Origin of the sequence: Variovorax atrisoli 110B, assembly GCF_000382045.1 — a bacterium.
Classification (GTDB): domain Bacteria; phylum Pseudomonadota; class Gammaproteobacteria; order Burkholderiales; family Burkholderiaceae_C; genus Variovorax; species Variovorax atrisoli.
In genome coordinates this window covers 1-22,462 of the sequence record NZ_KB907458.1, presented here as the reverse complement: position 1 = coordinate 22,462, position 22,462 = coordinate 1, and the positions used below count along the sequence as shown (strand labels likewise).

The window sequence follows — 22,462 nt, the reverse complement described above, 5'->3', positions numbered from 1 at the left end:
GTCATGCAGGGCGCGTGGTGGGCGCGGCAGCCTTGGGCAGACCCTTCTTGTCGAAGGAGCGGATGTTGTCGATCGACAGGCGCACTTTCTCGCCCACCGTGAGCTTGGTATAGCGGCGCTCGCCTTCGCGGCTGAGTTCCTTCTGCAGCGCGAAGACCGACTGCGGACGCGACAGCGGATCGAGCGACATGCACCACTCGACCACTTCGATCAGGTTGTCGGAATAGACGCCGCGCAGCCGCGAGAGCGACAGGCTGAGGCGGTCCTTCTCGATGCGCCGGGGCGCGTCGTTGGGCGGATAGCCCTGCATGCAGGCATAGATGCAGGCGCCGATGGCGTAGATGTCGGTCCACGGGCCCATGGACGAATCGCGCCGGTACATTTCAGGCGCCGCGAAGCCGGGGGTGTACATCGGGCGGATGAAGATGCCTTCCTTGCTGAGCACTTCGCGCGCGGCGCCGAAGTCGATCAGCACGGCGCGGTCGTCGTCGGTGACGAAGATGTTGGCCGGCTTGATGTCCAGGTGCAGCATCTTGTACTGGTGGACGATGCGCAGGCCACGCAGGATCTCGTCGAAGAGCGAGCGGATGGTCGACTCGCGGAACACCTTCTGCTTCTTCAGGTCGCGCGCGGTGACCACGAAGTCCTGCAGGGTCGCGCCCTCCAGGTAGTTCATCACCATGTAGACGGTCTCGTTCTCGCGGAAGAAGTTGAGCACGCTGACCACCGATGCGTGCGAGATCTGCGCCAGCGAACGCCCTTCCTCGAAGAAGCTCTTCAGGCCGAGCCGGTACAGCGACAGCTTCTCCGGCGGCACCTGCGGAGCGAGCTCACCCGGGCCCCGCGTGGCGAGCGACGACGGCAGGTATTCCTTGATGGCCACCTGCTGCCCGCTGGAATCGATCGCAAGGTAGACCACGCCGAATCCGCCCGCGGAAAGCCGGCGTACAACACGGTAACCACCAATGACCGTATCGGGCGGCAGGGGCGTAGGCTTGACCTTTGACATAATCCGGGAGTTTCGCCCGAAGGCGATGGTGCGGCAAGCGAACGCCGTGCCGACGCCTCGGAGCATGCAAGCAAAACCACAGTGAGGCGCAATGCCAGTTTACAGCATGACCGGCTACGCCAGCGGCCAGAACGGGCCCGCAGGCAGCCACTCCGAAGCCGATGCACGGCCTTCCGCCGCGGGCCGGCTCGGGGTTGAAATCCGCTCGGTCAACAGTCGCTTCCTCGATCTGACCTTCAAGCTGCCGGAAGAACTCCGCCAGCACGAAACCGCCCTGCGCGAACTGCTCACCGCTAAGCTCAAGCGTGGCAAGGTCGAGGTGCGCGCGGCCATCGAAAGCACCTCGTCCTCCGGCGTGGTCGAGCCCTCCGTCAAGCTGCTGCAGCGCCTCAACGGCGTGCAGGACAGCATCCGGGCCTGGCTGCCGGGCGCGCGCGAACTCAGCGTGGCCGACGTGCTGCGCCTGGCCGGCGGCGAAAGCGCCGTCCGCGGCGACTGGGGCCCCGACCTGCTCGAAGTTGCGGGCAAGGCGCTCGAAGGCCTGGTATCCGCCCGCCAGCGCGAAGGCGCCCGGCTGGCCAAGATGCTCGAAGGCCATCTGGAGCAACTGCGCGCACTGGCACAGCAGGCCGGCCCGCTGGTGCCGCAACTGGTCGAGCAGCAGCGCACCCGCTTCCTGGAACGCTGGCAGGAGGCCATGGGCCTGGGCGCGGGAGCCGGCGGCACGCCGCCCGAAGCCGCACAGGACCGCGCGCTGACCGAAGCCACCGCCTTCGCGATCCGCATCGACGTGGCCGAGGAACTCACCCGGCTGGCTTCGCACCTCGACGAGATCGAGCGCCTGCTCAAGAAGGGCGGCGAGATCGGCAAGCGCCTGGACTTCCTGATCCAGGAACTGCACCGCGAGGCCAACACACTGGGCTCGAAGTCGGCGGCGCTGGAACTCACGCGCATCGGCGTGGACATGAAGGTGCTGATCGAGCAGATGCGCGAGCAGGTCCAGAACATCGAATGACGACGAAGACGAGCGAAAGAATGGATTACCCCGGCAATATCTTCGTGGTGGCGGCGCCCAGCGGCGCGGGCAAGTCGAGCCTGGTCAAGGCGCTGATGGAACTCGATTCGGCGGTGCAGCCCTCGGTGTCGCACACGACCCGCTCGCCGCGCGGGCAGGAAAAGCACGGCCGCGAATACTTCTTCGCCTCGCCGAGCGAGTTCGACGCCATGATCGCCGCAGACGGCTTCGTGGAATGGGCCCATGTGCACGGCCACCGCTACGGCACCTCGAAGAAGGCCGTGGAAGAACGTATCGCCCAGGGAGCCGACGTCATCCTCGAGATCGACTTCCAGGGCGCGCTGCAGATCCGCAAGACCTTCGCCAACGCGGTCATGATCTTCATCCTGCCGCCCAGTTGGGAAGAGCTGCGCTCCCGCCTCGAACGGCGCGGGGAAGACAGCGCCGCGGTCATCGAGCTGCGCCTGAAGAACGCCGCGGAAGAGATGTCCCAGGCCGGACAATTCGACTTCGTTATAATCAACGAGTTATTTGAGCGGGCACTTTTCGATCTCAAGGCGATCGTCCACGCTCAGCGGCTTCGGTACTCCGCGCAACGCCGAGCGCGTGCCGATACCTTCGCCGCACTGAACATCCCCTGATTTCCGAGCCCACCCGCTCCAGACCGACCGAAAGATCCTTATCATGGCCCGCATCACCGTCGAAGATTGTCTCGTCCACATTCCGAACCGCTTCCAGCTCGTCCTGGCCGCCACCTACCGTGCGCGCATGCTGAGCCAGGGCCACGCCCCCAAGATCGAGAGCAAGAATAAGCCCGCCGTGACCGCGCTGCGCGAGATCGCCGAAGGCAAGATCGGCCTCGAAATGCTCAAGAAGGTGCCGGGCTGATCTGACGCAGCCCTGCAACGAAAAGGCACCGCAAAGCGGTGCTTTTTTTATGGCCGGAGGCGTCCACACATCGGTCACGCTAAAGTGATAGGCATGAGCGCGGTCGCCAAATCTCAGTCCCATGCCCCCAAAGGCACGCCGAAGCCGAGCCCGGCGGCGCTGAATGCGGCCGCCGCGAGCTTTGCCGCACTGACCGCGCGGCTGGACTACCTGAGCCCCGAAGACACCGAGCTGGTCCGCCGCGCCTACCGCTTCGCCGACGAAGCGCACCTCGGGCAGCTGCGCAACAGCGGCGAGCCGTACATCACCCACCCCATTGCCGTGGCGGCGCAGTGCGCCGAATGGAAGCTCGATGCGCAGGCGCTGATGGCCGCCCTGCTTCACGACGCCATCGAGGATTGCGGCGTCACCAAGCCAGAACTCATCGAGCGCTTCGGCGCCCCGGTGGCTGAACTGGTCGACGGGCTCACCAAGCTCGACAAGCTGCAGTTCAATACCCGCGAGGAGAATCAGGCCGAGTCGTTCCGCAAGATGCTGCTGGCCATGGCGCGCGACGTGCGCGTCATCCTCGTCAAGCTGGCGGACCGCACGCACAACATGCGCACGCTGGCCGACGCGCCCCGTGAGAAATGGGGCCGGATCTCGCGCGAGACGCTGGACATCTACGCGCCCATCGCCCACCGGCTGGGGCTGAACCAGACCTACCGCGAGCTCCAGGAGCTGTCGTTCCGTCATCTGAAACCGTGGCGCTATGCCACGCTCTCGAAAGCCGTCGCCAAGGCGCGCGGCCGACGGCGCGACCTGATCCAGAAGGTTCAGAAGGAAGTCGAAGCCGCCTTCTCCGCCGCCGGCATGACACTGCGCATCGCCGGGCGCGAGAAGACGCTCTATTCCATCTACCGCAAGATGGAGGAAAAGCACCTGAGCTTCGCCCAGGTGACCGACATCTACGGTTTCCGCCTGATCGTGCCGAACGTGATCGCCTGCTACACCGGGCTCGGCATCCTGCACCAGATGTACAAGCCCCTGCCGGGCAAGTTCAAGGACCACATCGCGATCGCCAAGCTCAACGGCTACCAGTCGCTGCACACCACGCTCGTGGGGCCGGCTGGCGTGAGCGTCGAGTTCCAGCTGCGGACCGAGGCCATGCACGTGGTGGCCGAATCAGGCGTGGCTGCGCACTGGCTCTACAAGGCCGCCGAGCCGAACGCCGCCAGCAACGACCGCCTGGGTACCAAGTGGCTGCAGTCGCTGCTCGACATCCAGGACGAGACCCGCGACGCCGCCGAGTTCTGGGACCATGTCAAGGTCGACCTGTTTCCCGACGCGGTCTACGTGTTCACGCCCAAGAGCCAGATCATGGCTCTGCCGCGCGGCGCCACGGTGGTCGATTTCGCCTACGCCATCCACAGCAACATCGGCGACCACACCTCGGCCGCGCGCATCAACGGCGACCAGGTGCCGCTGCGCACCGAGCTCAAGAACGGCGACGTTGTCGAGGTGATCACCGCGCCGGTGTCGACGCCCAATCCGGCCTGGCTCGGCTTCGTGCGCACCGGCCGTGCGCGCTCCAAGATCCGCCATTACCTCAAGACCCTTGCGCACGCCGAGTCCGAGGGCCTGGGCGAGAAGCTGCTCGCGCAGGCGCTGCGTGCCGAAGGCCTGAGCAAGCTGCCGGAGAACGACGAAGAGCACCAGGCGCTGTGGGAAAAACTGCTGCGCTTCACCGGCAACCGCACCCGCTCGGAGCTGCTGACCGACATCGGTCTGGGCAAGCGCATCGCGAGCATCGTCGCGAAGCGGCTGGTGGCGATGCTCACCGAACTCGGCGAGCGGCCCGACGCGCTGCTTCTGAGCCGCGAGCGCTTCATTTCGCACGAGACGGTGTCGCAAGGCGCCGTGACGCTGGACGGCAGCGAGAACTCGTCGGTGCGCTTCGCGCTGTGCTGCCGCCCGATTCCCGGCGACCCGATCGTCGGCTATCTCGGCCACGGCGAAGGCCTGGTGGTCCACACGGAGGAATGCGGCGTCGGCCAGCGGCTGCGCCACAAGGACAGCGAGCGCTTCTTCGCCGTCGAATGGGCCGACGAGCCCACGCGCGCCTTCGAGACTGGCGTGGTCATTACCGTGCGCAACGACAAGGGCGTGCTGGCGCGCGTCGCGGCCACACTGGCCGATGCCGAAGCCGACATCACGCACGTGGAGATGGCCGACGAGACCCCGCAGGACTCGACCGACCTGCGCTTCGTGATCGCGGTGCGCGACCGTGCCCATCTGGATGCTGTGTTGCGCGCGGCGCGGCGCACGGCATCGGTGCTGACCGCCTCGAGGACGGTTCCGGCGCCCTGAGCGGGGCTACGCCGTGCCGGCCGAGCCTGGCGCCGGGTAACTCACCGACAGAATCTCGACCTCATGCGCCCCGCCCGGGGTTACGAGCTTCACGACGTCGCCCTCGCGCGCCTTCAGCAGCGCCCGCGCGATCGGAGAGATCCAGCTGACCTGCGACTTCGCGCTCTCCGCCTCGTCGATGCCGAGGATGGTGACGCTGCGCTCCTCGCCTGCCTCGTCGGCATAGAGGACCGTGGCACCGAAGAAGACCTGGTCGCGGCCGTGATGCACCGATGGATCGGTGACCTCGGCGATCTCGAGGCGCTTGGTGAGGAAGCGGATGCGTCGATCGATCTCGCGCAGGCGCTTCTTGCCGTAGAGGTAGTCGCCGTTTTCCGATCGGTCGCCGTTCTTGGCGGCCCAGTGGACGGTCTCGACGATCTTCGGGCGCTCCTCGTCCATCAGGTGCAACAGCTCGTCGCGCAGGCGTGCGTAGCCTTGGGGGGTGATGTAGTTCTTGCCGCCCGCGGGAATCGGTGGCGAGGCGCCATCTGCGCCATCGTCGTCTCCGTCGGAATCCGTTTCCTTGGTGAATGCCTTGTTCACGCTGATCCTCCGAAAAGAAAAAAGCCCGCAACTTGCGTTGCGGGCTTTCTTTATAGTGGTGCGGCTGGCAGGAATCGAACCCACGACCCCTTGGTTCGTAGCCAAGTACTCTATCCAGCTGAGCTACAGCCGCACAGCTTGCGATTATAGACCGCTTTCGAAGCCATCTTTCGAACTATTCGGGCAGATTGAATAAATCGAAAGATAAATAGAGACCCGAAAAAGAAAATGCCCGAGAGACGAATCTCCCGGGCATTTCAAGATGGTGCGGCTGGCAGGAATCGAACCCACGACCCCTTGGTTCGTAGCCAAGTACTCTATCCAGCTGAGCTACAGCCGCTAAGCTCTCGATTATAGCCTGATTTTTGGCTGCCCCCGAAAGCACGGCAACACATCGAAGGATTGAATCGCCAAGGGAGGGTGGTAGGCCGTGCTGGGCTTGAACCAGCGACCAACGGATTATGAGTCCGCTGCTCTAACCAACTGAGCTAACGGCCCACGCGGCACGATTCTATGCGCGCCGACGAGCCTACTTGCGATGGCTCAGCGCGTTGGTCACGAGGCGCGAGGTGATGTCGACGATCTGGATCATGCGTTCGTAGGGCATGCGCGTCGGCCCGATCACGCCGAGGGTGCCCACGACTTCCCCGTCGACCTCGTAGTTCGCGCTGACGATCGAGAGTTCCTCGAATGGCACCACCTGGCTTTCGCCGCCGATGAAGATGCGCACGCCATCCGCCTTGCTCGACACGTCGAGCAGCCGCATCAGCTGCGCCTTCTGCTCGAAGAGCTCGAAGGCGCGGCGCAGCTGACCCATGTCGCTGGAGAAATCGCTCACCGACAGCAGGTTGCGCTCGCCGGAGATGACGACGTCGTCCTCCTGTGCCTCGGTCAGCACTTCCGAGCTGACCTGCACCGCGGCCTGCATCAGCGTGGCGATCTCGCCGCGCAGCTTCTCGATCTCGGACTGCAGCCGGTCGCGCACCTGCTCGATGGTCAGCCCGGCGTAGTTCGCGTTGATGTAGTTCGAGGCCTCGACCAGCTGCGACTGCGAATAGTCGGCCTCGGGGAAGATCACCCGGTTCTGCACGTCGCCGTCGGGCGAAACGATGATCACCAGCAGCCTGCGCTCCGACAGCCGCAGGAACTCGATCTGCTTGAACACCGACGCGCGCCGCGGCGCCATCACCACGCCCACGAACTGCGACATGTTCGACAGCAGGTGCGCCGCGTTGGCGATCACTTTCTGGGGCTGGTCGGGCGGGAGGCTGGGCGCGGTCATCTGCTCGCGCTTGGCCGTCAGCATGGTGTCGACGAAAAGGCGATAGCCGCGATGCGTGGGAATGCGGCCGGCCGAAGTGTGCGGGCTGGCGATCAACCCCAGCGCCTCGAGGTCGGACATGACGTTGCGGATGGTCGCGGGCGACAGGTCGAGCCCCGAGGAGCGCGACAGAGTCCGGGACCCGACGGGCTGCCCGTCGGCTATGTAGCGCTCAACGAGCGTCTTGAGCAGCAACTTGGCACGGTCGTCCAGCATTGCAAGATTTTAGTGTTGTAATTTGTGAGATATGACCTCTCGCTTTCGTCACGTCGCCCTGATCGGCAAATACCAGGCTTCCGGCGCCAGGTCGCAGGCGGATGCGCGCGACGGCGTCATGGAAGGCATCGGCGCCTTCCTCGAATCGCAAGGATGCGCAGTCTACGTCGAGCGCCCGACATGCGAAGACGACGCCGCTGCCGACGCACCCGCCAACCCACGCTACCAGGCTCTCAGCGTCGAGGAAATAGGACAGCGCTGCGACCTCGGCCTGGTGGTCGGCGGCGACGGCACGATGCTGGGCATCGGCCGGCAGCTCGCGAGCTACGGCATTCCGCTGATCGGCATCAACCGCGGCCGGCTCGGCTTCATCACCGACATTCCGCTCGACAACTACCAGTCCACGCTGATCCCCATGCTGGCCGGCGAATACGAGGAAGACCATCGCAGCCTGATGCAGGCCAGGGTCATGCGCGACGGCGCCTCGGTGTTCGACGCCTTCGCCATGAACGACGTGGTCGTCAACCGCGGCGCCACCTCGGGCATGGTCGAGCTTCGCGTCTCGGTGGGCCGGCACTTCGTGGCCAACCAGCGCGCCGACGGACTGATCATCGCCACGCCCACGGGCTCGACCGCCTATGCGCTCTCCGCCGGCGGGCCGCTGCTGCACCCCGCGGTGCCGGGCTGGGTCCTGGTGCCGATCGCGCCGCACACGCTGTCGAACCGGCCCGTGCTGCTGCCTGATGCGGACGAGATCGTCATCGAGCTGGTCGGCGGACGCGACGCCAGCGCCAATTTCGACATGCAGTCGCTCGCCTCGCTCGCCATCGGCGACCGCGTGGTGGTACGGCGCTCCGACTTCCGCGTGCGCTTCCTGCATCCACGCGGCTGGAGCTATTTCGACACGCTGCGCAAGAAACTTCACTGGAACGAAGGGGGCTCCTGAATGAAGCACACCCCCAGGCTGCGCGCACTTCGTGTCGCTTCGCCAATCCCCTTGCAGGGGGCAACACCGGCGGCCCGGCGAAGCCGGTTCCGCGGTGTTTCGCGGCCTGCCTGCCACGACTTCGCACAACAACGCCCCGTGTCCGGAAACTTGAGGAACAACTGAGATGGCATTGCGACGCATCGCACTGCGCGACTTCGTGATCGTGCGATCACTCGAACTCGACCTGTCCGGCGGTTTCACGGTGCTGACCGGTGAAACGGGCGCGGGCAAATCCATCCTGATCGACGCGCTGCAGCTGGCACTGGGCAACCGGGCCGACGCCGGCGCGGTGCGCGAAGGCGCCGAGCGCCTGGACGTGAGCGCCGAGTTCGATGCCGACCCGGCCCTGGACAGCTGGCTCGACGAAGGCGGCTTCGAGGCCGGCGACGCGCTGCTGCTGCGCCGCACCGTCGACCTGCAGGGCCGCAGCCGCGGCTGGATCAACGGCAGCCCCGCCACCGCGACCCAGCTGCGCGAACTCGGCGACCGCCTGCTCGACATCCACGGCCAGCACGCCTGGCAGAGCCTGACGCGGCCCGAGGCGGTGCGCGGCCTGCTCGACGCCTACGCGGGCGTGCGCACCGACGCGCTCGATGCCGCATGGCAGGCGTGGCGGCAGGCGCTTTCCGCGCTCGAGCACGCCCGCTCCGCGCAAGACTCGCTGCAGCGCGAACGCGAACGGCTGCAGTGGCAGATTTCCGAAGTGGCCAAGCTGGCGCCGGGCGTCGACGAGTGGGAAGAACTTTCGACCAACCACTCGCGCATCTCCAATGCGCAGGCGCTGATCGACGCGGCCCAGGGCGCCAGCCAGGCACTGGAAGACGACGACAACGGCGCCCTCTCCGCGCTCCAGCGCGCGGCCACGCTGCTGCAGAACTGCGAGCACATCGAGCCCGAGTTCCGCTCGCTGGGCGAGGTGCTCGCCTCCTGTGTGGCGCAAGCCTCCGACGCGGCGCACACGCTGCACGGCTACCTTCGCGATGCCGACACCGACCCGCAGAGCCTCGCCGAACTCGACGAGCGCATGGGCCTGTGGATGTCGCTCGCGCGCCGCTACAAGCGACCGCCGGCCGAGCTGCCGGCGCTGCTGGCCGGCTGGCAGGCCGAGCTGCAGGCGCTCGACGCACAGAGCGATCTCGAAGGCCTGGAACGTGCGGAGCAGGCCGCCCAGCAGGCCTACATGAAGGAAGCCAAGGCGCTGGGCAAGGTCCGCAAGCAGGCGGCGCCCCGCCTCTCGCAGGCCGTCACAGAGGCCATGCAGGGCCTGGGCATGCAGGGCGGGCGCTTCGAGGTCGAGCTGCAGCCGCTCGCGCAGCCGAGCCGCGCTGGCCTCGAAGACGTGGCCTTCCTCGTGGCGGGCCATACCGGCAGCACGCCGCGGGCCATCGGCAAGGTGGCTTCGGGCGGCGAACTTTCGCGCATCGCGCTGGCCATCGCGGTCACCACCAGCCAGCTCGGCGCGGCGCAGACGCTGATCTTCGACGAGGTCGATTCCGGCGTGGGCGGCGCGGTCGCCGAGACGGTCGGCCGCCTGATGAAGCAGCTCGGCCGCGATCGTCAGGTGCTTGCCGTGACCCACCTGCCGCAGGTTGCAGCGTGCGCCGACCACCACCTGGTGGTGGCCAAGCGCCAGACGGCAGCGACCGACAGCGACGGCCCGCGCACCGAAAGCGGCGTGTCGCGCCTCGACGACGACAGCCGCGCCCGGGAGATCGCCCGCATGCTGGGCGGCGAAAAGGTTTCACAGACCTCGCTCGCCCACGCGCGCGAGATGCTCGGCCACAAGACCTCGGCGACCGCGCAATGAATCTCGACCTCGTGCTCATCACGGGCATGTCGGGCTCCGGCAAGTCGGTGGCCCTGCATGCGCTGGAAGACGCGGGCTACTACTGCGTCGACAACCTGCCGCCCGAGCTGCTGACCTCGTTCATCGCGCTGCAGCACGAGCAGCAGGCCACGCGCGTGGCCATTGCCATGGACGTGCGCAGCGGCGTCTCGCTGCCCATCGTTCCGCAGCAGCTGGAGGCACTGCGCCGCGACGGCGGCATCTCGCTGCGCTCGCTGTTCCTCGACGCGACCACCGATGCCCTGCTGCGCCGCTATTCGGAAACCCGCCGCCGCCACCCGCTTTCGCGCCAGGAAGGCCGCACCGACGTGCCCGAGCAGCACCGCGTGCTGACCCAGGCGATCGAGCTCGAGCGCGAGCTGCTGGCCGACCTGCGCGACGGCGCCGACGTGATAGACACCAGCCTGATCCGCCCGGCGCAGCTGCAGAGCTACATCAAGTCGCTGATCTCCGCGCCGCAGACGCCGCTCACGCTGGTGTTCGAATCCTTCGCCTTCAAGCGCGGCGTGCCGCTGGATGCCGACTATGTCTTCGACGTGCGCATGCTGCCCAATCCGCACTACGTGCCGGCGCTGCGCCCGCTGACGGGCCGCGACGAGCCGGTGATCGAATGGCTGCGCGAGCACGACGACGTGGCGCGCATGTACGACGACATCGAGCAGTTCCTGACGCACTGGCTCGACGCTCTGGCGCGCGACCATCGCAGCTACGTGACGGTGGCCATCGGATGCACGGGCGGGCAGCACCGCTCGGTATTCCTGGTCGAGCAGCTGGCGCGCTCGTTCGGTGCGCGCTGGGGCGCGCTGAAGCGGCACCGCGAGCTCGACGCGATCTGACCGGCCGGCGGCTCAGGCCTCGCCGTCTTCCAGCATCTTGCGCATCGGGGCCGGCAGGCCCAGCCTGCTCCATTCCTCCGCATCGAACCAGCGCGCGGCATCGCCTTGCGGCTGGCCGCCGTCGATCTGCACCGGATGCAGGTGCAGGTCCTTGTGGGTCAGCACGTGCACGAAGGCCGGCAGGTCATGGGCGCCGCGCCGCGCAGCTGGGGGCAAGGCTTCGAGAAGCTGCTCGCGGCTGTCGAACACCGGCAGGCAGTAGAGACCGGCCCAGATGCCCTTCGCCGGCCGCTTCTCCAGCCACACGCGGCCTTGCTCGTCGCGCGCCAGCAGCACCCACAGCGACTGCGCGCTGCGCTTGAGCTTGCGCGTCTTGACCGGATAGCGCTCGGGCGCACCTTCGCGCAGGGCGACACAGCTCTGCTGCACCGGGCAGATCATGCAGCTCGGCTTGCGCGGCAGGCACACGGTGGCGCCCATGTCCATCACGCCCTGCGTGTAGGACGCGATGGCTTCCTTGTCGTCGGCGGGCGGGAGCAGCTGCGTTGCCAGATCCCACAGCGCGCGCTCCTGCGCCGCGGAGGACATGTCGCCCGCGAAACCGAGCACGCGCGTCAGCACGCGCTTGACGTTCCCGTCGAGGATCGCGACACGCTCGCCGAAGCAGAAGGCCGCAATAGCCGCCGATGTCGAGCGTCCGATGCCCGGCAGCGTGACAAGCTCCGCAGCGGTGCGCGGAAACTCGCCGCCGAATCGCGCGACGACCTCCTGCGCGCAACGATGCATGTTGCGGGCGCGGCTGTAGTAGCCCAGCCCGCTCCACAGGCCGAACACCTCGTCCTCGGTGCCGGCGGCCAGGGCCTTCACATCGGGAAAGCGTTCGAGGAAGCGCGCGAAGTAGCCGAGCACCGTCGACACCTGCGTCTGCTGCAGCATCACCTCCGACAGCCACACGCGGTAGGGGTCGCGCGTGTTCTGCCACGGCAGCTGGCTGCGGCCGTGGCTGCGCTGCCAGCTCACGATCTGCGCTGCGAAGTCCGGAGGCAATGACAGGGTTGCAGTCGCCGCCTTGGAAGCGCTTCGTTCAGGCCGCACGCAGTTCGCCGATGGTGGCCGCAGGCTGCGGCCGTCCGTGCTGCGCGATCAGCGAGGTGAACTCGCGCAGCTGCACATGGAGCTCCGCGAGGTTGCTCTCCTGCGCGGCCAGTTCGACGAGGCGCTCGTCGAGATTGCCCGCCGCGCTCTGGATGCGCTCGATCGCCTCGATGCGCTTGCTGAAGTTGCGGCGGCGCTCCCTGAGCTGGGCATCGATCTGCGCGCTCGCGCCCTTGCTCCAGCGCTCGACCTCGGTCATCGCGGCCTCGTTCACCAGCCGCAGCCGGCTGGCGAGCGCGCGGACCAGCTTGTCGCAGAAGTCGGCCTGCGCGAGCTTCAGAAGGTTGCCCACGCCCAGGTAGTGGATGTGGCTGCGCTCGATCTGCGCGAGCTCCTGCTCGAAACCGGTGAGATCGGGCTCGGCCGGCGCCTGCAGGGTGAAGCCCTGCTCGGCATTGAGCTGGCGGAAGGTGGCGTGCAGCATCGACTGGATCTCGGCCGTGGTCGCCTGCACCTCGCGCAGGTTGTTGCGCAGCGAGTCGAAAGTCTCGGCGTACACCTTGCGCACGTTGAACTTGACGCCGGGGCGCTTGAGCGCGGCCGACAGCTTCACCATGTCGGCCTTCAGCGCGGTGCGCCCCAGCACGGCATACACCTCGCGCAGCAGCTTGCCCTGCACCGATCGCAGCGCCAGGATGCGCGTGTTGCTGCCTTCGAACTCGGCATGCTCCTGGTCGATGCGCGCGCGCATGTGGCGGATCACCGAGACGTTCTTGCCGCGCAGGCCCTGCAGCTCGAGCGCCTGTTCGGCCAGGTCGCGCTGGCGCACCTTCAGGATGCGCTCGGCCTCGGCGCGCAGCGCGGTCATGCCGGCATCGACCGCGAGCCGCAGCATGGTCTCGCGCTTGCCCAGAACCCCTTCGGCCAGCAGCGATTCGAGCGCCGGCAGGCGGCTGGCCTGCAGCAGCTGGCCGTCACGCTGGATCTTGGCCTGCAGGCCCTTCTGCGCCGACACGGGCAGCACCTGTGCCAGCGGCACATCGAGCAGGCGGGCCGCGCCTTCGCGCTGGCGCTCGATCTGCAGTTCGATCTGCGCGGGCGTGCTGAGCGTGTCCCACATGGTGTCGATCTTGTTGAGCACCACGAAGCGCGTGTCGTTGCCTTCGTCCTCGGTGATCAGGTGCTCGCGCCAGATGGACAGGTCGGAGCGCGTCACGCCGGTCTCGGCGCCCAGGATGAAGACCACCGCGTGCGCCTGCGGGATCAGGCTCACCGTGAGTTCGGGCTCGGCGCCGATCGCGTTCAGGCCCGGCGTGTCGAGGATCACCAGCCCCTGCTCAAGCAGCGGGTGCGGCATGTTCAGCACCGCATGGCGCCAGCGCGGAATTTCCACGCGGCCTTCGGCGTCCTGCACCGGGTTGTCGTCGGGCGTTTCGTCGTTCCAGAAGCCCAGCGTGCGGGCCTCGTCCTTGCCGACCCAGCGCACCTCGGCCACCTTGCCCATGGCCTGCGCCAGCTGTTCGGCATTGCCGACGTCGATGGCGATCTCGGTCCAGCGGGTGGGCTTGTCGCGCCAGTGGGCCAGGGAATGGGGCTCCAGCCGGGTCTCGATGGGCAGCAGGCGCAGCTTGGGCGCATGCGCGGCGTCGTAGCCCAGCTCGGTCGGGCACATCGTGGTGCGGCCGGCGCTGGCGGGCATGATGCGCCGCCCGTAGCCGGCGAAGAAGATGGCGTTGATCAGTTCCGACTTGCCGCGCGAGAACTCGGCCACGAAGGCGACCATGACCTTGCTGGTGCGGATCTGCGTCTCGAGGCCGCGCAGGCGCTCAGCCACCGCCTGGTCGAGCAGTTCGTTCTCGGTCAGCCAGCGGGACAGCCACTGCAGCCGGTGGGCGAAATTGCTCCGCCACGCACCGTGCTGATCGAGTTGTTGATTGAAGGAGCGGCTCAAGGGGAATGTGTAAGAAACAATTTACAAATATACATCGGCATGCGCGCCACTGACGTTTCCGGATTGTTTCTATTTTTCCGCCCCGGCAGGCGAGCCTGCACCTACTTCTGGCAATTGGGGCAGTAATAGGTGGAACGCTGCCCCTGTCGCAGCAGCCGGATCGGCGTTGCACAAACCCGACAGGGCTCGCCCGCCCGGCCGTAGACGGTCGCCTCGAGCTGGAAGTAGCCGTTCTGCCCGTCGATGTTGGAGAAGTCGCGCAGCGTGCTGCCGCCCTTCTCCACCGCCCTCGCGAGGATCTCCCGAACCGCCGCATGCAGCCTGGCCGCCCGCGGCCGGCTGATGCGCGCCGCCGACAGCGTCGGCCGGATGCCCGCCTGGAACAGCGCCTCCGACGCATAGATGTTGCCCACGCCCACCACCACGTCGCCCGCCAGCAGCACCTGCTTGACCGCCGTCCTGCGCTTCTTCAGGCCGGCGTGGAAGGCGTCGAGGTCGAAGCCTTCGTCCAGCGGCTCCATGCCCAGGCCGCCCAGGAGCTTGATCGCCCATGGAGCAGATTCGTCCTCCACGTAAACAACTGCGCCGAAACGGCGCGGGTCATTGAGCCTGAGGGTGCCCAGGTTGGTAACAAGATCGAAGTGATCGTGCGGCCCGGGTGGCGGCAGTGCGGCATCGAAGCGCAGGCTGCCCGACATGCCCAGGTGAAGCAGCAGGATGCCGCGGTCGAGGTCGATCAGCAGGTACTTGCCGCGGCGGCGCACCTCGCGCACCTGCCGGCCGACCAACGCCTCCGGCAGCACCATCAGCGCCCATCGCAGCGGCTTGCCGATGCGCACCGCCTCGATGCGGCCTCCCGCAATGCGCTCTGCGAATCCGCGGCGGGTGACTTCGACTTCGGGTAGCTCGGGCATGAAAGGTAAATCTTCGGCAAACGCCCGCGGCGGCGAAGCCCCACGCGATGCTCGTACAAAAGGCTGGATTATTATGGTTGCATGAACTTTTCGCCCCGCCGACACCGCCTTGCGGCGGCCGCGTCTCTCGCCTTGCTGGCCTGCGCCACCCACGCGCAATCTTCCGATCCGGCAGCTCCCGTCAGCCCCACTCCCGCCATCGAACGGCCGGCGCAGTCGAAGCCCGCAGCCAGGCCACGGCCGGCCGCGGCCAAGGAGGCCGCCGAGCCCGCGCCGCTGCAGTCCGCACTCACGGCCGACCTGTTCTACGAGATCCTGATGGGCGAGATGACCGCCCGTTCCGGCGACCCCGGCTCCGGCTATGCGCTCGTGCTCGACGCCGCCCGCCGGCTGCGCGACGGCAAGCTGTTCCAGCGCGCGGTCGAGATCGCGCTGCAGTCGCGCTCGGGCGATGCGGCGCTCGCCGCGGCACGTGCCTGGCAGGAGACCCTGCCTAATTCGCGGGACGCACGCCGCATCGAACTGCAGATCCTGATCGCGCTCAACCGCATCAGCGAAACCGTCGAGCCGCTGCGCGCCGAAGTGGCGGCCACCTCGCAGATCGAGCGACCGCTGCTCATGGCCGTGATCGTGCGCAACTACTCGCGCGCCTCCGACAAGAAGCTGGCCGCCTCGGTGGTCGAGCAGGCGCTTGTCGACGAACTGAAGAGCCCGACGACCGGCGGGCTGGCCTGGGCCACCGTCGGCCGGATGCGCCTGAATGCGGGCGATGCTTCCGGTGCGCTGGAAGCGGCACGCAAGGGCCAGGAGATCGATCCGGCCTCGGAGGCCCCCGCCGCGCTGGCGCTCGAGATGATCGACCCCGGCCAGCCGCTGGCCGAGCCGATCGTCACGCGCTTCCTGAACAACAACCCGAAGGCCTCGCCCGACCTGCGCGTCGCCTATGCGCGCGCGCTGGTCGAGAACCGCCGCTTCAGCGATGCCTCCGCCCAGCTGCAGACGCTGACCACCTCGCGCCCCGAACTCGCGGAGCCTTGGCTGCTGCTCGGCAGCCTGCAGATGCAGGCGCGGCAGGACGCTGCGGCCGAAGCCTCGATCAAGCGCTTCATCGAGCTGTCGAGCAGCCCGAAGAGCGGCGCCGGCAAGGATGCCGACGATGCCGCCGACCGCAAGCGCGGCATCTCGCAGGCCTACTTCGCGCTGTCGCAGCTGGCGGAACGGCGCAAGGACTATGCGGCCGCAGAGCGCTGGCTCTCCCGCGTCGACGGCGCCGACGAACTGGTGGCCGCGCAGACCCGCCGCGCCACGCTGCTGGCGCGCCAGGGCAAGCTGCCGCAGGCCCGCGAGATCATCCGCGGCCTGCCCGAGCGCACGGCCGACGACAAGAAGCAGAAATTCCTCGCCGAAGTGCAGCTGCTGCGCGACGCGAAGCAGTTCCAGGCGGCCTACGACATGCTTGCGCAGGCTTCTGCGGCGTCGCCGGACGACGGCGACCTTGTGTACGACCAGGCCATGGTCGCAGAGAAGCTCAACCGCCTCGACGACATGGAGCGCCTGCTGCGCCGTCTCATCGAACTCAAGCCCGACAACCAGAACGCGTACAACGCGCTGGGCTACTCGCTGGCCGATCGCAAGATCAGGCTCGAGGAGGCACGCACGCTGATCCAGAAGGCGGTGCAGCTGGCACCGGAAGACCCGTTCATCGCAGACAGCCTGGGCTGGGTCGAGTTCAGGCTCGGCAACACGGCGGAGGCCATCCGCATCCTCGAGGCGGCCTACAAGACGCGGCCCGATCCCGAGATCGGCGCGCACTTCGGTGAAGTCCTCTGGACCTCCGGCCAGAAGGACCGCGCGGTCACGATCTGGAAGGAAGCCCTGCTGAGCGACGCCGAGAACGAGACGCTGCAGGAAACGCTCAAGCGCCTGCGAGTGAAGCCCTGAGATGGCGCACGCAGGAGCACTCGCGCCGATGCAGGCCGGCCGGCGAGCCCTTCTGGCGGCGGGCGGTGCCGCGGTGTTGCTGCTTGCCGGCTGCGCGCAGCTGTCCGGCGGCTCTTCGGCACCGAAGCCCACGGGCAGCTGGAGCGGCCGCATGTCGCTGCGCATCGAGAGCGAGCCCGTGCAGACCTTCGCCGCGCTGTTCGAACTGCGCGGCTCGGCCGAGACGGGCGACCTGACGCTCACCACGCCCATCGGCAGCACGCTCGCCCAGCTGCACTGGGCACCGGGCGAGGCGCTGCTGAAGGACGGCAGCAGGACGCGGCGCTTCGACTCCGTCGACGAGCTGATCGAGGCCGCCACCGGCGCGGCCATTCCGGTCGGCGCCCTGTTCGGCTGGCTGGACGGCCGCAACGAGGCCGTGCCTGGCTGGAAGGCCGACCTCGCGCAACTCGGCGCCGGGCGGCTGAACGCCGTGCGCGAGTCGCCCAGCCCGCGCGCCGACCTGCGCATCGTGTTCGAGCGGTCATGAAGGCGATCTACGACCTTCCAGCGCCGGCCAAGCTCAATCTCTTTCTCCACATCACCGGCCGGCGCGACGACGGCTATCACCTGTTGCAGTCGGTGTTCATGCTGATCGACTGGTGCGACATGCTGCACGTCGAACTGCGGCGCGACGGCCAGCTCAGCCGCGAGGACCTGACCACGGAGCTGCCGGCGGACGATCTGATCCTGCGCGCCGCGCGTGCCCTGCAGCCGTTCGCCGCGCCCGGACAGGGCGCGCACATCGGCGTCGCCAAGCACGTGCCGGCGCAGGCGGGCATGGGCGGAGGCTCGTCGGATGCCGCCACCTGCCTGCTCGCGCTGAACCGCCTGTGGGGGTTGAACCTGCCGCTGTCCCGCCTGGCCCACATCGGCCTGAAGCTGGGTGCCGACGTTCCTTTCTTCCTTGGCGGGCGCAATGCGTGGGTGGAAGGCGTCGGAGAGGAGATCACACCGGTTACACTCTCGTCCGCGCGCTTCGTGGTGGTCAAACCACCCGAAGGACTCGATACCCGATTAATTTTTTCGGACTCAGGCCTTCAACGCGCTACGCCTGTTGCTATAATCTCAGGCTTTGCTGCAGACAGCGAATCGTCGGAAGCGACAAACTTGGGAAACCGGGTTTTCGAGTTCGGCCACAACGACCTGCAGCCGGTTGCCCAGCGACTTTGTCCCGCGGTCACCGACGCCATCGAATGGCTCGGCACCCAAGGATTGAAAGCCCGGATGACCGGCTCCGGAAGCTCGGTGTTCGCAAGGCTGCCGCAATCGCCGCATGAAGCGGAACTGCTCGACGCCCCCGAGGGCTGGCAGGTTCGTCAATGCAGCAATCTGGAAGTTCATCCACTCTGGGGATGGGCAACCTGAAGATAATCGGATCGTTCATTCGGTTCGATGCGACATATATCGGTTGATGGCGAAAGCCGTCGACCCGTGTAGGGGAGTCGCCAAGCTGGTTAAGGCACTGGATTTTGATTCCAGCATGCAAAGGTTCGAATCCTTTCTCCCCTGCCAAATCTTCACGACTGCGGCCCGATGGCCGCAGTCTTCATTTGCAGCCCACCCGCTGCAATAATCGGCGGCTCACCGGCCGCCATGCACACGAACCTTTTGGCGGCTTCCTAAGCCCACTTGCACTGCCGGGACGCGCTCATGCAGGCTAATCACCCTGATTTCATGGTTTTCACCGGCAACGCCAATCCGGGCCTTGCCGCGGAAATCGCGCACAACCTCGGCACCTCGCTGGGTGCCGCCCGCGTCGGCCGCTTCTCCGACGGCGAAGTCACCGTCGAGATCAACCAGAACGTCCGCGCACGCGATGTGTTCGTGGTCCAGTCGACCTGCGCTCCGACGAACGAGAATCTGATGGAGCTGCTGATCATGGTCGACGCGCTCAAGCGCGCCTCGGCCGAACGCATCAGCGCCGTGATCCCCTACTTTGGCTATGCCCGCCAGGACCGCCGCCCGCGCTCCAGCCGCGTGCCGATCTCCGCCAAGGTCGTGGCCAACCTGCTGGAAACCGTCGGCGTCGAGCGCGTGCTCACCATGGACCTGCACGCTGACCAGATCCAGGGCTTCTTCGACATTCCCGTCGACAACATCTACGCCTCGCCGGTGCTGCTGGGCGACCTGCGCGCCAAGAACTACGAAGACCTGATCGTGGTCTCGCCCGACGTGGGCGGCGTGGTTCGCGCCCGTGCGCTGGCCAAGCAGCTGAACTGCGACCTCGCCATCATCGACAAGCGCCGCCCCAAGGCCAACGTCAGCGAAGTCATGAACGTGATCGGCGAGATCGACGGCCGCAACTGCGTGATCATGGACGACATGATCGACACCGCCGGCACGCTGGTCAAAGCGGCCGAGGTGCTGAAGGAGCGCGGCGCCAAGAGCGTGTACGCCTACTGCACGCACCCGATCTTCTCGGGCCCGGCCATCGAGCGCATCACCAAGGGCTCGGCCCTTGATGAAGTGGTCGTGACCAACACCATCCCCCTTTCCGACGGCGCCAATGCCTGCGGAAAGATCCGCCAGCTCTCCGTGGCACCGCTGATCGCCGAGACGATCCAGCGCATTGCCAAGGGCGAGTCGGTGATGAGTTTGTTCTCGGATCAGGACAACCTGTTCTGACCTGGGCAAAAAGCGGGCTTCACCCCTGAAGCCTTTTTGAACCGGAGTCGCACTGGTCGCGGTGGACTCTTACAGGAGCTAGTTATGAAATTCGTCGCTTTTGAGCGCGCAAAGCAGGGCACGGGTGCGAGCCGCCGTCTCCGCATCACGGGCAAGACCCCCGGCATCGTCTACGGCGGTGGCGTCGAACCCCAGCTGATCGAACTCGATCACAACGCACTGTGGCACGCCCTGAAGAAGGAAGCCTTCCACTCCAGCGTTCTCGAGATGGAACTGGGCGGCAACGTCAGCAAGGTTCTGCTGCGTGACGTGCAATACCACCCCTTCCGCCAGCTGGTGCAGCACATCGACTTCCAGCGCGTGGACGCCAAGACCCGCATGACCCTGAAGGTGCCGGTGCACTTCAAGGGCGAGGAAGAGTCCGAAGCCGTCAAGCTCGACCACAACCTGGTCAACCACGTCACGACCGAACTGGAAGTGAACTGCCTGCCGACCGACCTGCCCGAGTTCATCGAAGTCGACCTGTCGGGCCTGAAGAAGAACGGCACTGTCACGCTGAAGGACATCAAGCTGCCCCGCGGCGTGAAGTGGGTCAGCCACGGCAAGCCGAACCCGGTGCTGGCTTCGGCCGTGACCCCGGCTGCCGAAGAAGAAGCTCCCGCCGAAGGCGCAGCAGCTGCCGACGCAGCCGCCGCTCCGGCTGGCAAGGGTGGCAAGGCCGCGGCCAAGACGCCCGCTGCCAAGGCACCTGCCAAGAAGTAATCCGCTTCTTCGCATCCGTTGCTTCTCGATGAAGGCCCGCCTCGTGCGGGCCTTTTTGCTTTTACGGCGACCGGATAATCCACGACCATGATCAAGCTGTTTGTCGGCCTCGGAAACCCGGGCCCCGAGTACGAAGCCACGCGGCACAACGCCGGCTTCTGGTGGATCGACGCCCTTGCGCGCGAATGGAAGCTCAACCTCGTGCCCGAGCGCAGCTACCACGGCCTGGCCGCGCGCACGAACATCGGCGGCCAGAGCATCTGGCTGCTGGAGCCGCAGACCTTCATGAACCTGTCGGGCAAGTCCGTGGCTGCGCTGGCGCGCTTCTTCAAGATCGCGCCCGCGGAAATTCTCGTCGTGCACGACGAACTCGACGTGGTCCCGGGCCAGGTCAAGCTCAAGTTCGGCGGCAGCCATGCGGGCCACAACGGCCTGCGCGACATCCATGCGCAACTGGGCACCGGCGACTACTGGCGGCTGCGCCTGGGCATCGGGCATCCCGGCGTGAAGTCGGAGGTCGTCAACTGGGTGCTCAAGAAGCCGCTCAAGGAACAGCGCGAAGCGATCGACGACGCCATCACCCGCACGCTGCATGCGATTCCCGCGCTGATCGCGGGCGAAATGGAAAAGGCGACGCTGGTCATTCACACGAGCAAACCGCCCCGGCCCAAGCCGCCGCGGAGGGAGCCCGGCGAAGGGGGCACGCCTGCCGCCACCTAGCCGGCCATTGAAGTGCAGGGAGGGAGAGAAACAAGAATGAGCGAGAAGAGAAAGAAGGACGGAAAGACGGTTTCGAAAGCCGCAGCCGCTATCCTTTCAGTAGCGATCGGTGCATGCTCGACGGGCGCTGCCGCCCAGGGCACAGGCACCTGGCGTTGCGGCAACACCTATTCCGACCAGCCCTGCGAAGGCGGCAGGACGGTGAAGGTGGACGATCGCCGCAGCGACGAGGACCGCCGGGCCGCCGAGGCCGGCATCCGCAGCGCCCAAACCCAGGCCGACCGCATGGAACGCAGCCGCCTGTCGCTGGAAAAGGCTGCGTACGACCGCGACCAGCGCGCAGCGCGGGAGGCAAGAAGCGCGGCCCTGGCGGAAAGGCGGCTCGCCATGGCCGAACAGAGGGAGCGCGATCGCGCCCGCAAGGAAGCCAATACGCCGCGGAAATCGAGCCTGAGCTTCAGCAGCGGGCCGGGTGCCGACGCACCGGAGCGCAGGAAAAAGAAGCGGAAGTCTGCCGACTAGGCGCCGGACGAAGCTGCTGCTGCGGTAGCCGTCACCTTGATCGCCGTGAGACGCTGGTATTTCTGCATCAGCGTCTCCCGGCTTTCCACATGCTCGGGGTTCACCGGAATGCAGGCCACCGGGCAGATCTGCACGCATTGCGGCTCATCGAAATGGCCCACGCACTCGGTGCACTTGTGCGGATCGATCTCATAGAACTCCGCGCCCATGTAGATCGCGTCGTTCGGGCACTCGGGCTCGCAGACATCGCAGTTGATGCATTCGTCGGTGATCATGAGGGCCATCCCCCGATTATCGCGGCTCGGGCGGAACGGGCCGGCGGTGAATGACAAAGGCCACATTCGCGGCACATTTGTTGCGGGAGTCAGTTATGCTGCGCCCCGCCCCATGAGCCTGTTCCTAGTCAAGCGCCTCGCCACGCTGATCGGCACCCTGATCGGCGCCTCGGTCATCGTCTTCCTCGTGCTCGAGATCCTGCCCGGCAACGCCGCGCAGATGCTCATGGGCCCCGACGCCTCGCCCGAGGCCGTCGCCGCCCTGGCCACCAAGCTCGGCCTCGACCAGCCCGCATGGACGCGCTACTGGCACTGGATCGGCGGCCTGCTCACCGGCAACCTCGGCGACAGCTACGCCTACAGCTCGCCGGTGCTCGACCTGATCCTCGAACGCCTCGCCCTGACCGTGCCCCTGGCCGTGCTGGCGATGGCCTTCACCGTCGTGATCGCGCTGCTGGTGGGCGTGACCGCCGCGGCCCGCCACAACAAGCTCGGCGACGTCGGCCTCATGGGCATGGCCCAGGTCGGCATCGCCATTCCGAACTTCTGGTTCGCCATCCTG

General features: G+C 66.9%; 22 protein-coding genes and 4 tRNA genes. 16 read left to right on the top strand and 10 right to left on the bottom strand.

Annotation, left to right across the window (positions count from 1 at the left end; all coding sequences use genetic code 11):
* Nucleotide 1: 1 nt before the first annotated feature.
* Nucleotides 2–1,009, bottom strand: a complete 1,008-nt coding sequence (locus G369_RS0123215; protein ID WP_019656438.1) for a serine/threonine protein kinase — start codon at nt 1,007–1,009, stop codon at nt 2–4.
* Between the two features lie 91 nt (nt 1,010–1,100).
* Here G369_RS0123215 and G369_RS0123210 point away from each other — a divergent pair, with 91 nt between their 5' ends.
* The 4 genes from G369_RS0123210 (at nt 1,101) to G369_RS0123195 (ending at nt 5,261) form a co-directional block, all read left to right on the top strand.
* Nucleotides 1,101–2,024: a YicC/YloC family endoribonuclease gene (locus tag G369_RS0123210; RefSeq protein ID WP_019656437.1), complete on the top strand. Its 924-nt coding sequence runs from the start codon at nt 1,101–1,103 to the stop codon at nt 2,022–2,024.
* Nucleotides 2,025–2,044: 20 nt separating this feature from the next.
* Entirely contained in the window at nt 2,045–2,665 is a 621-nt protein-coding gene (gene gmk / locus G369_RS0123205; protein ID WP_019656436.1) for a guanylate kinase, read from the top strand.
* A 43-nt stretch (nt 2,666–2,708) separates the two neighbouring features.
* Nucleotides 2,709–2,912, top strand: coding sequence for a DNA-directed RNA polymerase subunit omega (rpoZ, locus tag G369_RS0123200; RefSeq protein WP_019656435.1), 204 nt, complete (start codon nt 2,709–2,711; stop codon nt 2,910–2,912).
* 93 nt (nt 2,913–3,005) lie between these two features.
* Entirely contained in the window at nt 3,006–5,261 is a 2,256-nt protein-coding gene (locus G369_RS0123195) for a RelA/SpoT family protein (protein ID WP_019656434.1), read from the top strand.
* Nucleotides 5,262–5,267: 6 nt separating this feature from the next.
* Here the strand turns inward: G369_RS0123195 and greB are convergent, their stop codons facing one another.
* The 5 genes from greB to hrcA all read right to left on the bottom strand — a co-directional run bounded on the left by greB (nt 5,268) and on the right by hrcA (nt 7,383).
* Entirely contained in the window at nt 5,268–5,846 is a 579-nt protein-coding gene (gene greB, locus G369_RS0123190) for a transcription elongation factor GreB (RefSeq protein ID WP_019656433.1), read from the bottom strand.
* A gap of 56 nt (nt 5,847–5,902) precedes the next feature.
* Nucleotides 5,903–5,979: transfer RNA gene (locus G369_RS0123185), tRNA-Arg, on the bottom strand.
* A 130-nt stretch (nt 5,980–6,109) separates the two neighbouring features.
* Nucleotides 6,110–6,186: transfer RNA gene (locus G369_RS0123180), tRNA-Arg, on the bottom strand.
* An 81-nt stretch (nt 6,187–6,267) separates the two neighbouring features.
* A tRNA-Ile gene (locus G369_RS0123175) sits at nt 6,268–6,344 on the bottom strand.
* A 31-nt stretch (nt 6,345–6,375) separates the two neighbouring features.
* Nucleotides 6,376–7,383: a heat-inducible transcriptional repressor HrcA gene (gene hrcA / locus G369_RS0123170; protein ID WP_019656432.1), complete on the bottom strand. Its 1,008-nt coding sequence runs from the start codon at nt 7,381–7,383 to the stop codon at nt 6,376–6,378.
* A gap of 31 nt (nt 7,384–7,414) precedes the next feature.
* On the opposite strand from hrcA, the gene G369_RS0123165 reads away from it, so the two are divergent.
* The 3 genes from G369_RS0123165 (at nt 7,415) to rapZ (ending at nt 11,053) form a co-directional block, all read left to right on the top strand.
* Entirely contained in the window at nt 7,415–8,329 is a 915-nt protein-coding gene (locus G369_RS0123165) for an NAD kinase (RefSeq protein ID WP_019656431.1), read from the top strand.
* Nucleotides 8,330–8,495: 166 nt separating this feature from the next.
* Complete coding sequence (gene recN, locus G369_RS0123160) at nt 8,496–10,178, top strand: DNA repair protein RecN (protein WP_019656430.1); 1,683 nt, start codon at nt 8,496–8,498, stop codon at nt 10,176–10,178.
* Nucleotides 10,175–11,053, top strand: a complete 879-nt coding sequence (gene rapZ, locus G369_RS0123155) for an RNase adapter RapZ (RefSeq protein ID WP_019656429.1) — start codon at nt 10,175–10,177, stop codon at nt 11,051–11,053. Before recN ends, rapZ begins: the two co-directional genes overlap by 4 nt.
* A gap of 12 nt (nt 11,054–11,065) precedes the next feature.
* Here rapZ and mutY read toward each other — a convergent pair whose 3' ends face one another.
* From mutY to mutM, 3 genes are all read right to left on the bottom strand, one after another.
* Nucleotides 11,066–12,100: an A/G-specific adenine glycosylase gene (mutY, locus tag G369_RS0123150; RefSeq protein ID WP_019656428.1), complete on the bottom strand. Its 1,035-nt coding sequence runs from the start codon at nt 12,098–12,100 to the stop codon at nt 11,066–11,068.
* Between the two features lie 37 nt (nt 12,101–12,137).
* Nucleotides 12,138–14,099: a dynamin family protein gene (locus G369_RS0123145; protein ID WP_019656427.1), complete on the bottom strand. Its 1,962-nt coding sequence runs from the start codon at nt 14,097–14,099 to the stop codon at nt 12,138–12,140.
* Between the two features lie 101 nt (nt 14,100–14,200).
* Nucleotides 14,201–15,013: a bifunctional DNA-formamidopyrimidine glycosylase/DNA-(apurinic or apyrimidinic site) lyase gene (mutM, locus tag G369_RS0123140; protein ID WP_019656426.1), complete on the bottom strand. Its 813-nt coding sequence runs from the start codon at nt 15,011–15,013 to the stop codon at nt 14,201–14,203.
* A gap of 81 nt (nt 15,014–15,094) precedes the next feature.
* On the opposite strand from mutM, the gene G369_RS0123135 reads away from it, so the two are divergent.
* The 8 genes from G369_RS0123135 to G369_RS0123100 all read left to right on the top strand — a co-directional run bounded on the left by G369_RS0123135 (nt 15,095) and on the right by G369_RS0123100 (nt 21,625).
* The gene (locus G369_RS0123135) at nt 15,095–16,954 is read left to right on the top strand and encodes a tetratricopeptide repeat protein (RefSeq protein WP_019656425.1); all 1,860 of its coding nucleotides are present in this window, start codon (nt 15,095–15,097) and stop codon (nt 16,952–16,954) included.
* A 1-nt stretch (nt 16,955) separates the two neighbouring features.
* On the top strand, nt 16,956–17,483 hold the full coding sequence (locus tag G369_RS0123130) for a lipoprotein insertase outer membrane protein LolB (protein WP_019656424.1): 528 nt from the start codon (nt 16,956–16,958) through the stop codon (nt 17,481–17,483).
* Nucleotides 17,480–18,361, top strand: coding sequence for a 4-(cytidine 5'-diphospho)-2-C-methyl-D-erythritol kinase (ispE, locus tag G369_RS0123125; protein WP_019656423.1), 882 nt, complete (start codon nt 17,480–17,482; stop codon nt 18,359–18,361). Before G369_RS0123130 ends, ispE begins: the two co-directional genes overlap by 4 nt.
* A 70-nt stretch (nt 18,362–18,431) precedes the next feature.
* Nucleotides 18,432–18,508 (top strand) — tRNA-Gln (locus G369_RS0123120).
* Nucleotides 18,509–18,646: 138 nt separating this feature from the next.
* Nucleotides 18,647–19,621: a ribose-phosphate pyrophosphokinase gene (locus G369_RS0123115; RefSeq protein WP_019656422.1), complete on the top strand. Its 975-nt coding sequence runs from the start codon at nt 18,647–18,649 to the stop codon at nt 19,619–19,621.
* An 84-nt stretch (nt 19,622–19,705) separates the two neighbouring features.
* Complete coding sequence (locus G369_RS0123110) at nt 19,706–20,383, top strand: 50S ribosomal protein L25/general stress protein Ctc (protein ID WP_019656421.1); 678 nt, start codon at nt 19,706–19,708, stop codon at nt 20,381–20,383.
* An 87-nt stretch (nt 20,384–20,470) separates the two neighbouring features.
* Nucleotides 20,471–21,103, top strand: coding sequence for an aminoacyl-tRNA hydrolase (pth, locus tag G369_RS0123105; RefSeq protein WP_019656420.1), 633 nt, complete (start codon nt 20,471–20,473; stop codon nt 21,101–21,103).
* A 36-nt stretch (nt 21,104–21,139) separates the two neighbouring features.
* Complete coding sequence (locus tag G369_RS0123100) at nt 21,140–21,625, top strand: hypothetical protein (RefSeq protein ID WP_019656419.1); 486 nt, start codon at nt 21,140–21,142, stop codon at nt 21,623–21,625.
* Here the strand turns inward: G369_RS0123100 and G369_RS0123095 are convergent.
* Nucleotides 21,622–21,909 (bottom strand): YfhL family 4Fe-4S dicluster ferredoxin, encoded by a 288-nt coding sequence (locus G369_RS0123095; protein WP_019656418.1) that lies wholly within the window; start codon nt 21,907–21,909, stop codon nt 21,622–21,624. The genes G369_RS0123100 and G369_RS0123095 overlap by 4 nt on opposite strands.
* Before the next feature lie 103 nt (nt 21,910–22,012).
* Between G369_RS0123095 and G369_RS0123090 the strand changes: the two genes are divergently transcribed.
* Nucleotides 22,013–22,462: ABC transporter permease (locus G369_RS0123090; protein WP_019656417.1), on the top strand; the 450-nt coding region annotated here is incomplete at its 3' end.

Bases quoted from the DNA above. Each gene is read 5' to 3' on its own strand.
- G369_RS0123215 (WP_019656438.1), bottom strand. From the start codon at position 1,009: ATGTCAAAGGTCAAGCCTACGCCCCTGCCGCCCGATACGGTCATTGGT.
- mutM (WP_019656426.1), bottom strand. From the start codon at position 15,013: ATGCCCGAGCTACCCGAAGTCGAAGTCACCCGCCGCGGATTCGCAGAG.
- G369_RS0123115 (WP_019656422.1), top strand. From the start codon at position 18,647: ATGCAGGCTAATCACCCTGATTTCATGGTTTTCACCGGCAACGCCAAT.
- gmk (WP_019656436.1), top strand. From the start codon at position 2,045: ATGGATTACCCCGGCAATATCTTCGTGGTGGCGGCGCCCAGCGGCGCG.
- rpoZ (WP_019656435.1), top strand. From the start codon at position 2,709: ATGGCCCGCATCACCGTCGAAGATTGTCTCGTCCACATTCCGAACCGC.
- G369_RS0123165 (WP_019656431.1), top strand. From the start codon at position 7,415: ATGACCTCTCGCTTTCGTCACGTCGCCCTGATCGGCAAATACCAGGCT.
- G369_RS0123135 (WP_019656425.1), top strand. From the start codon at position 15,095: ATGAACTTTTCGCCCCGCCGACACCGCCTTGCGGCGGCCGCGTCTCTC.
- hrcA (WP_019656432.1), bottom strand. From the start codon at position 7,383: ATGCTGGACGACCGTGCCAAGTTGCTGCTCAAGACGCTCGTTGAGCGC.
- G369_RS0123130 (WP_019656424.1), top strand. From the start codon at position 16,956: ATGGCGCACGCAGGAGCACTCGCGCCGATGCAGGCCGGCCGGCGAGCC.
- recN (WP_019656430.1), top strand. From the start codon at position 8,496: ATGGCATTGCGACGCATCGCACTGCGCGACTTCGTGATCGTGCGATCA.
- G369_RS0123095 (WP_019656418.1), bottom strand. From the start codon at position 21,909: ATGGCCCTCATGATCACCGACGAATGCATCAACTGCGATGTCTGCGAG.
- pth (WP_019656420.1), top strand. From the start codon at position 20,471: ATGATCAAGCTGTTTGTCGGCCTCGGAAACCCGGGCCCCGAGTACGAA.
- G369_RS0123210 (WP_019656437.1), top strand. From the start codon at position 1,101: ATGCCAGTTTACAGCATGACCGGCTACGCCAGCGGCCAGAACGGGCCC.
- rapZ (WP_019656429.1), top strand. From the start codon at position 10,175: ATGAATCTCGACCTCGTGCTCATCACGGGCATGTCGGGCTCCGGCAAG.
- ispE (WP_019656423.1), top strand. From the start codon at position 17,480: ATGAAGGCGATCTACGACCTTCCAGCGCCGGCCAAGCTCAATCTCTTT.
- G369_RS0123195 (WP_019656434.1), top strand. From the start codon at position 3,006: ATGAGCGCGGTCGCCAAATCTCAGTCCCATGCCCCCAAAGGCACGCCG.
- G369_RS0123110 (WP_019656421.1), top strand. From the start codon at position 19,706: ATGAAATTCGTCGCTTTTGAGCGCGCAAAGCAGGGCACGGGTGCGAGC.
- G369_RS0123100 (WP_019656419.1), top strand. From the start codon at position 21,140: ATGAGCGAGAAGAGAAAGAAGGACGGAAAGACGGTTTCGAAAGCCGCA.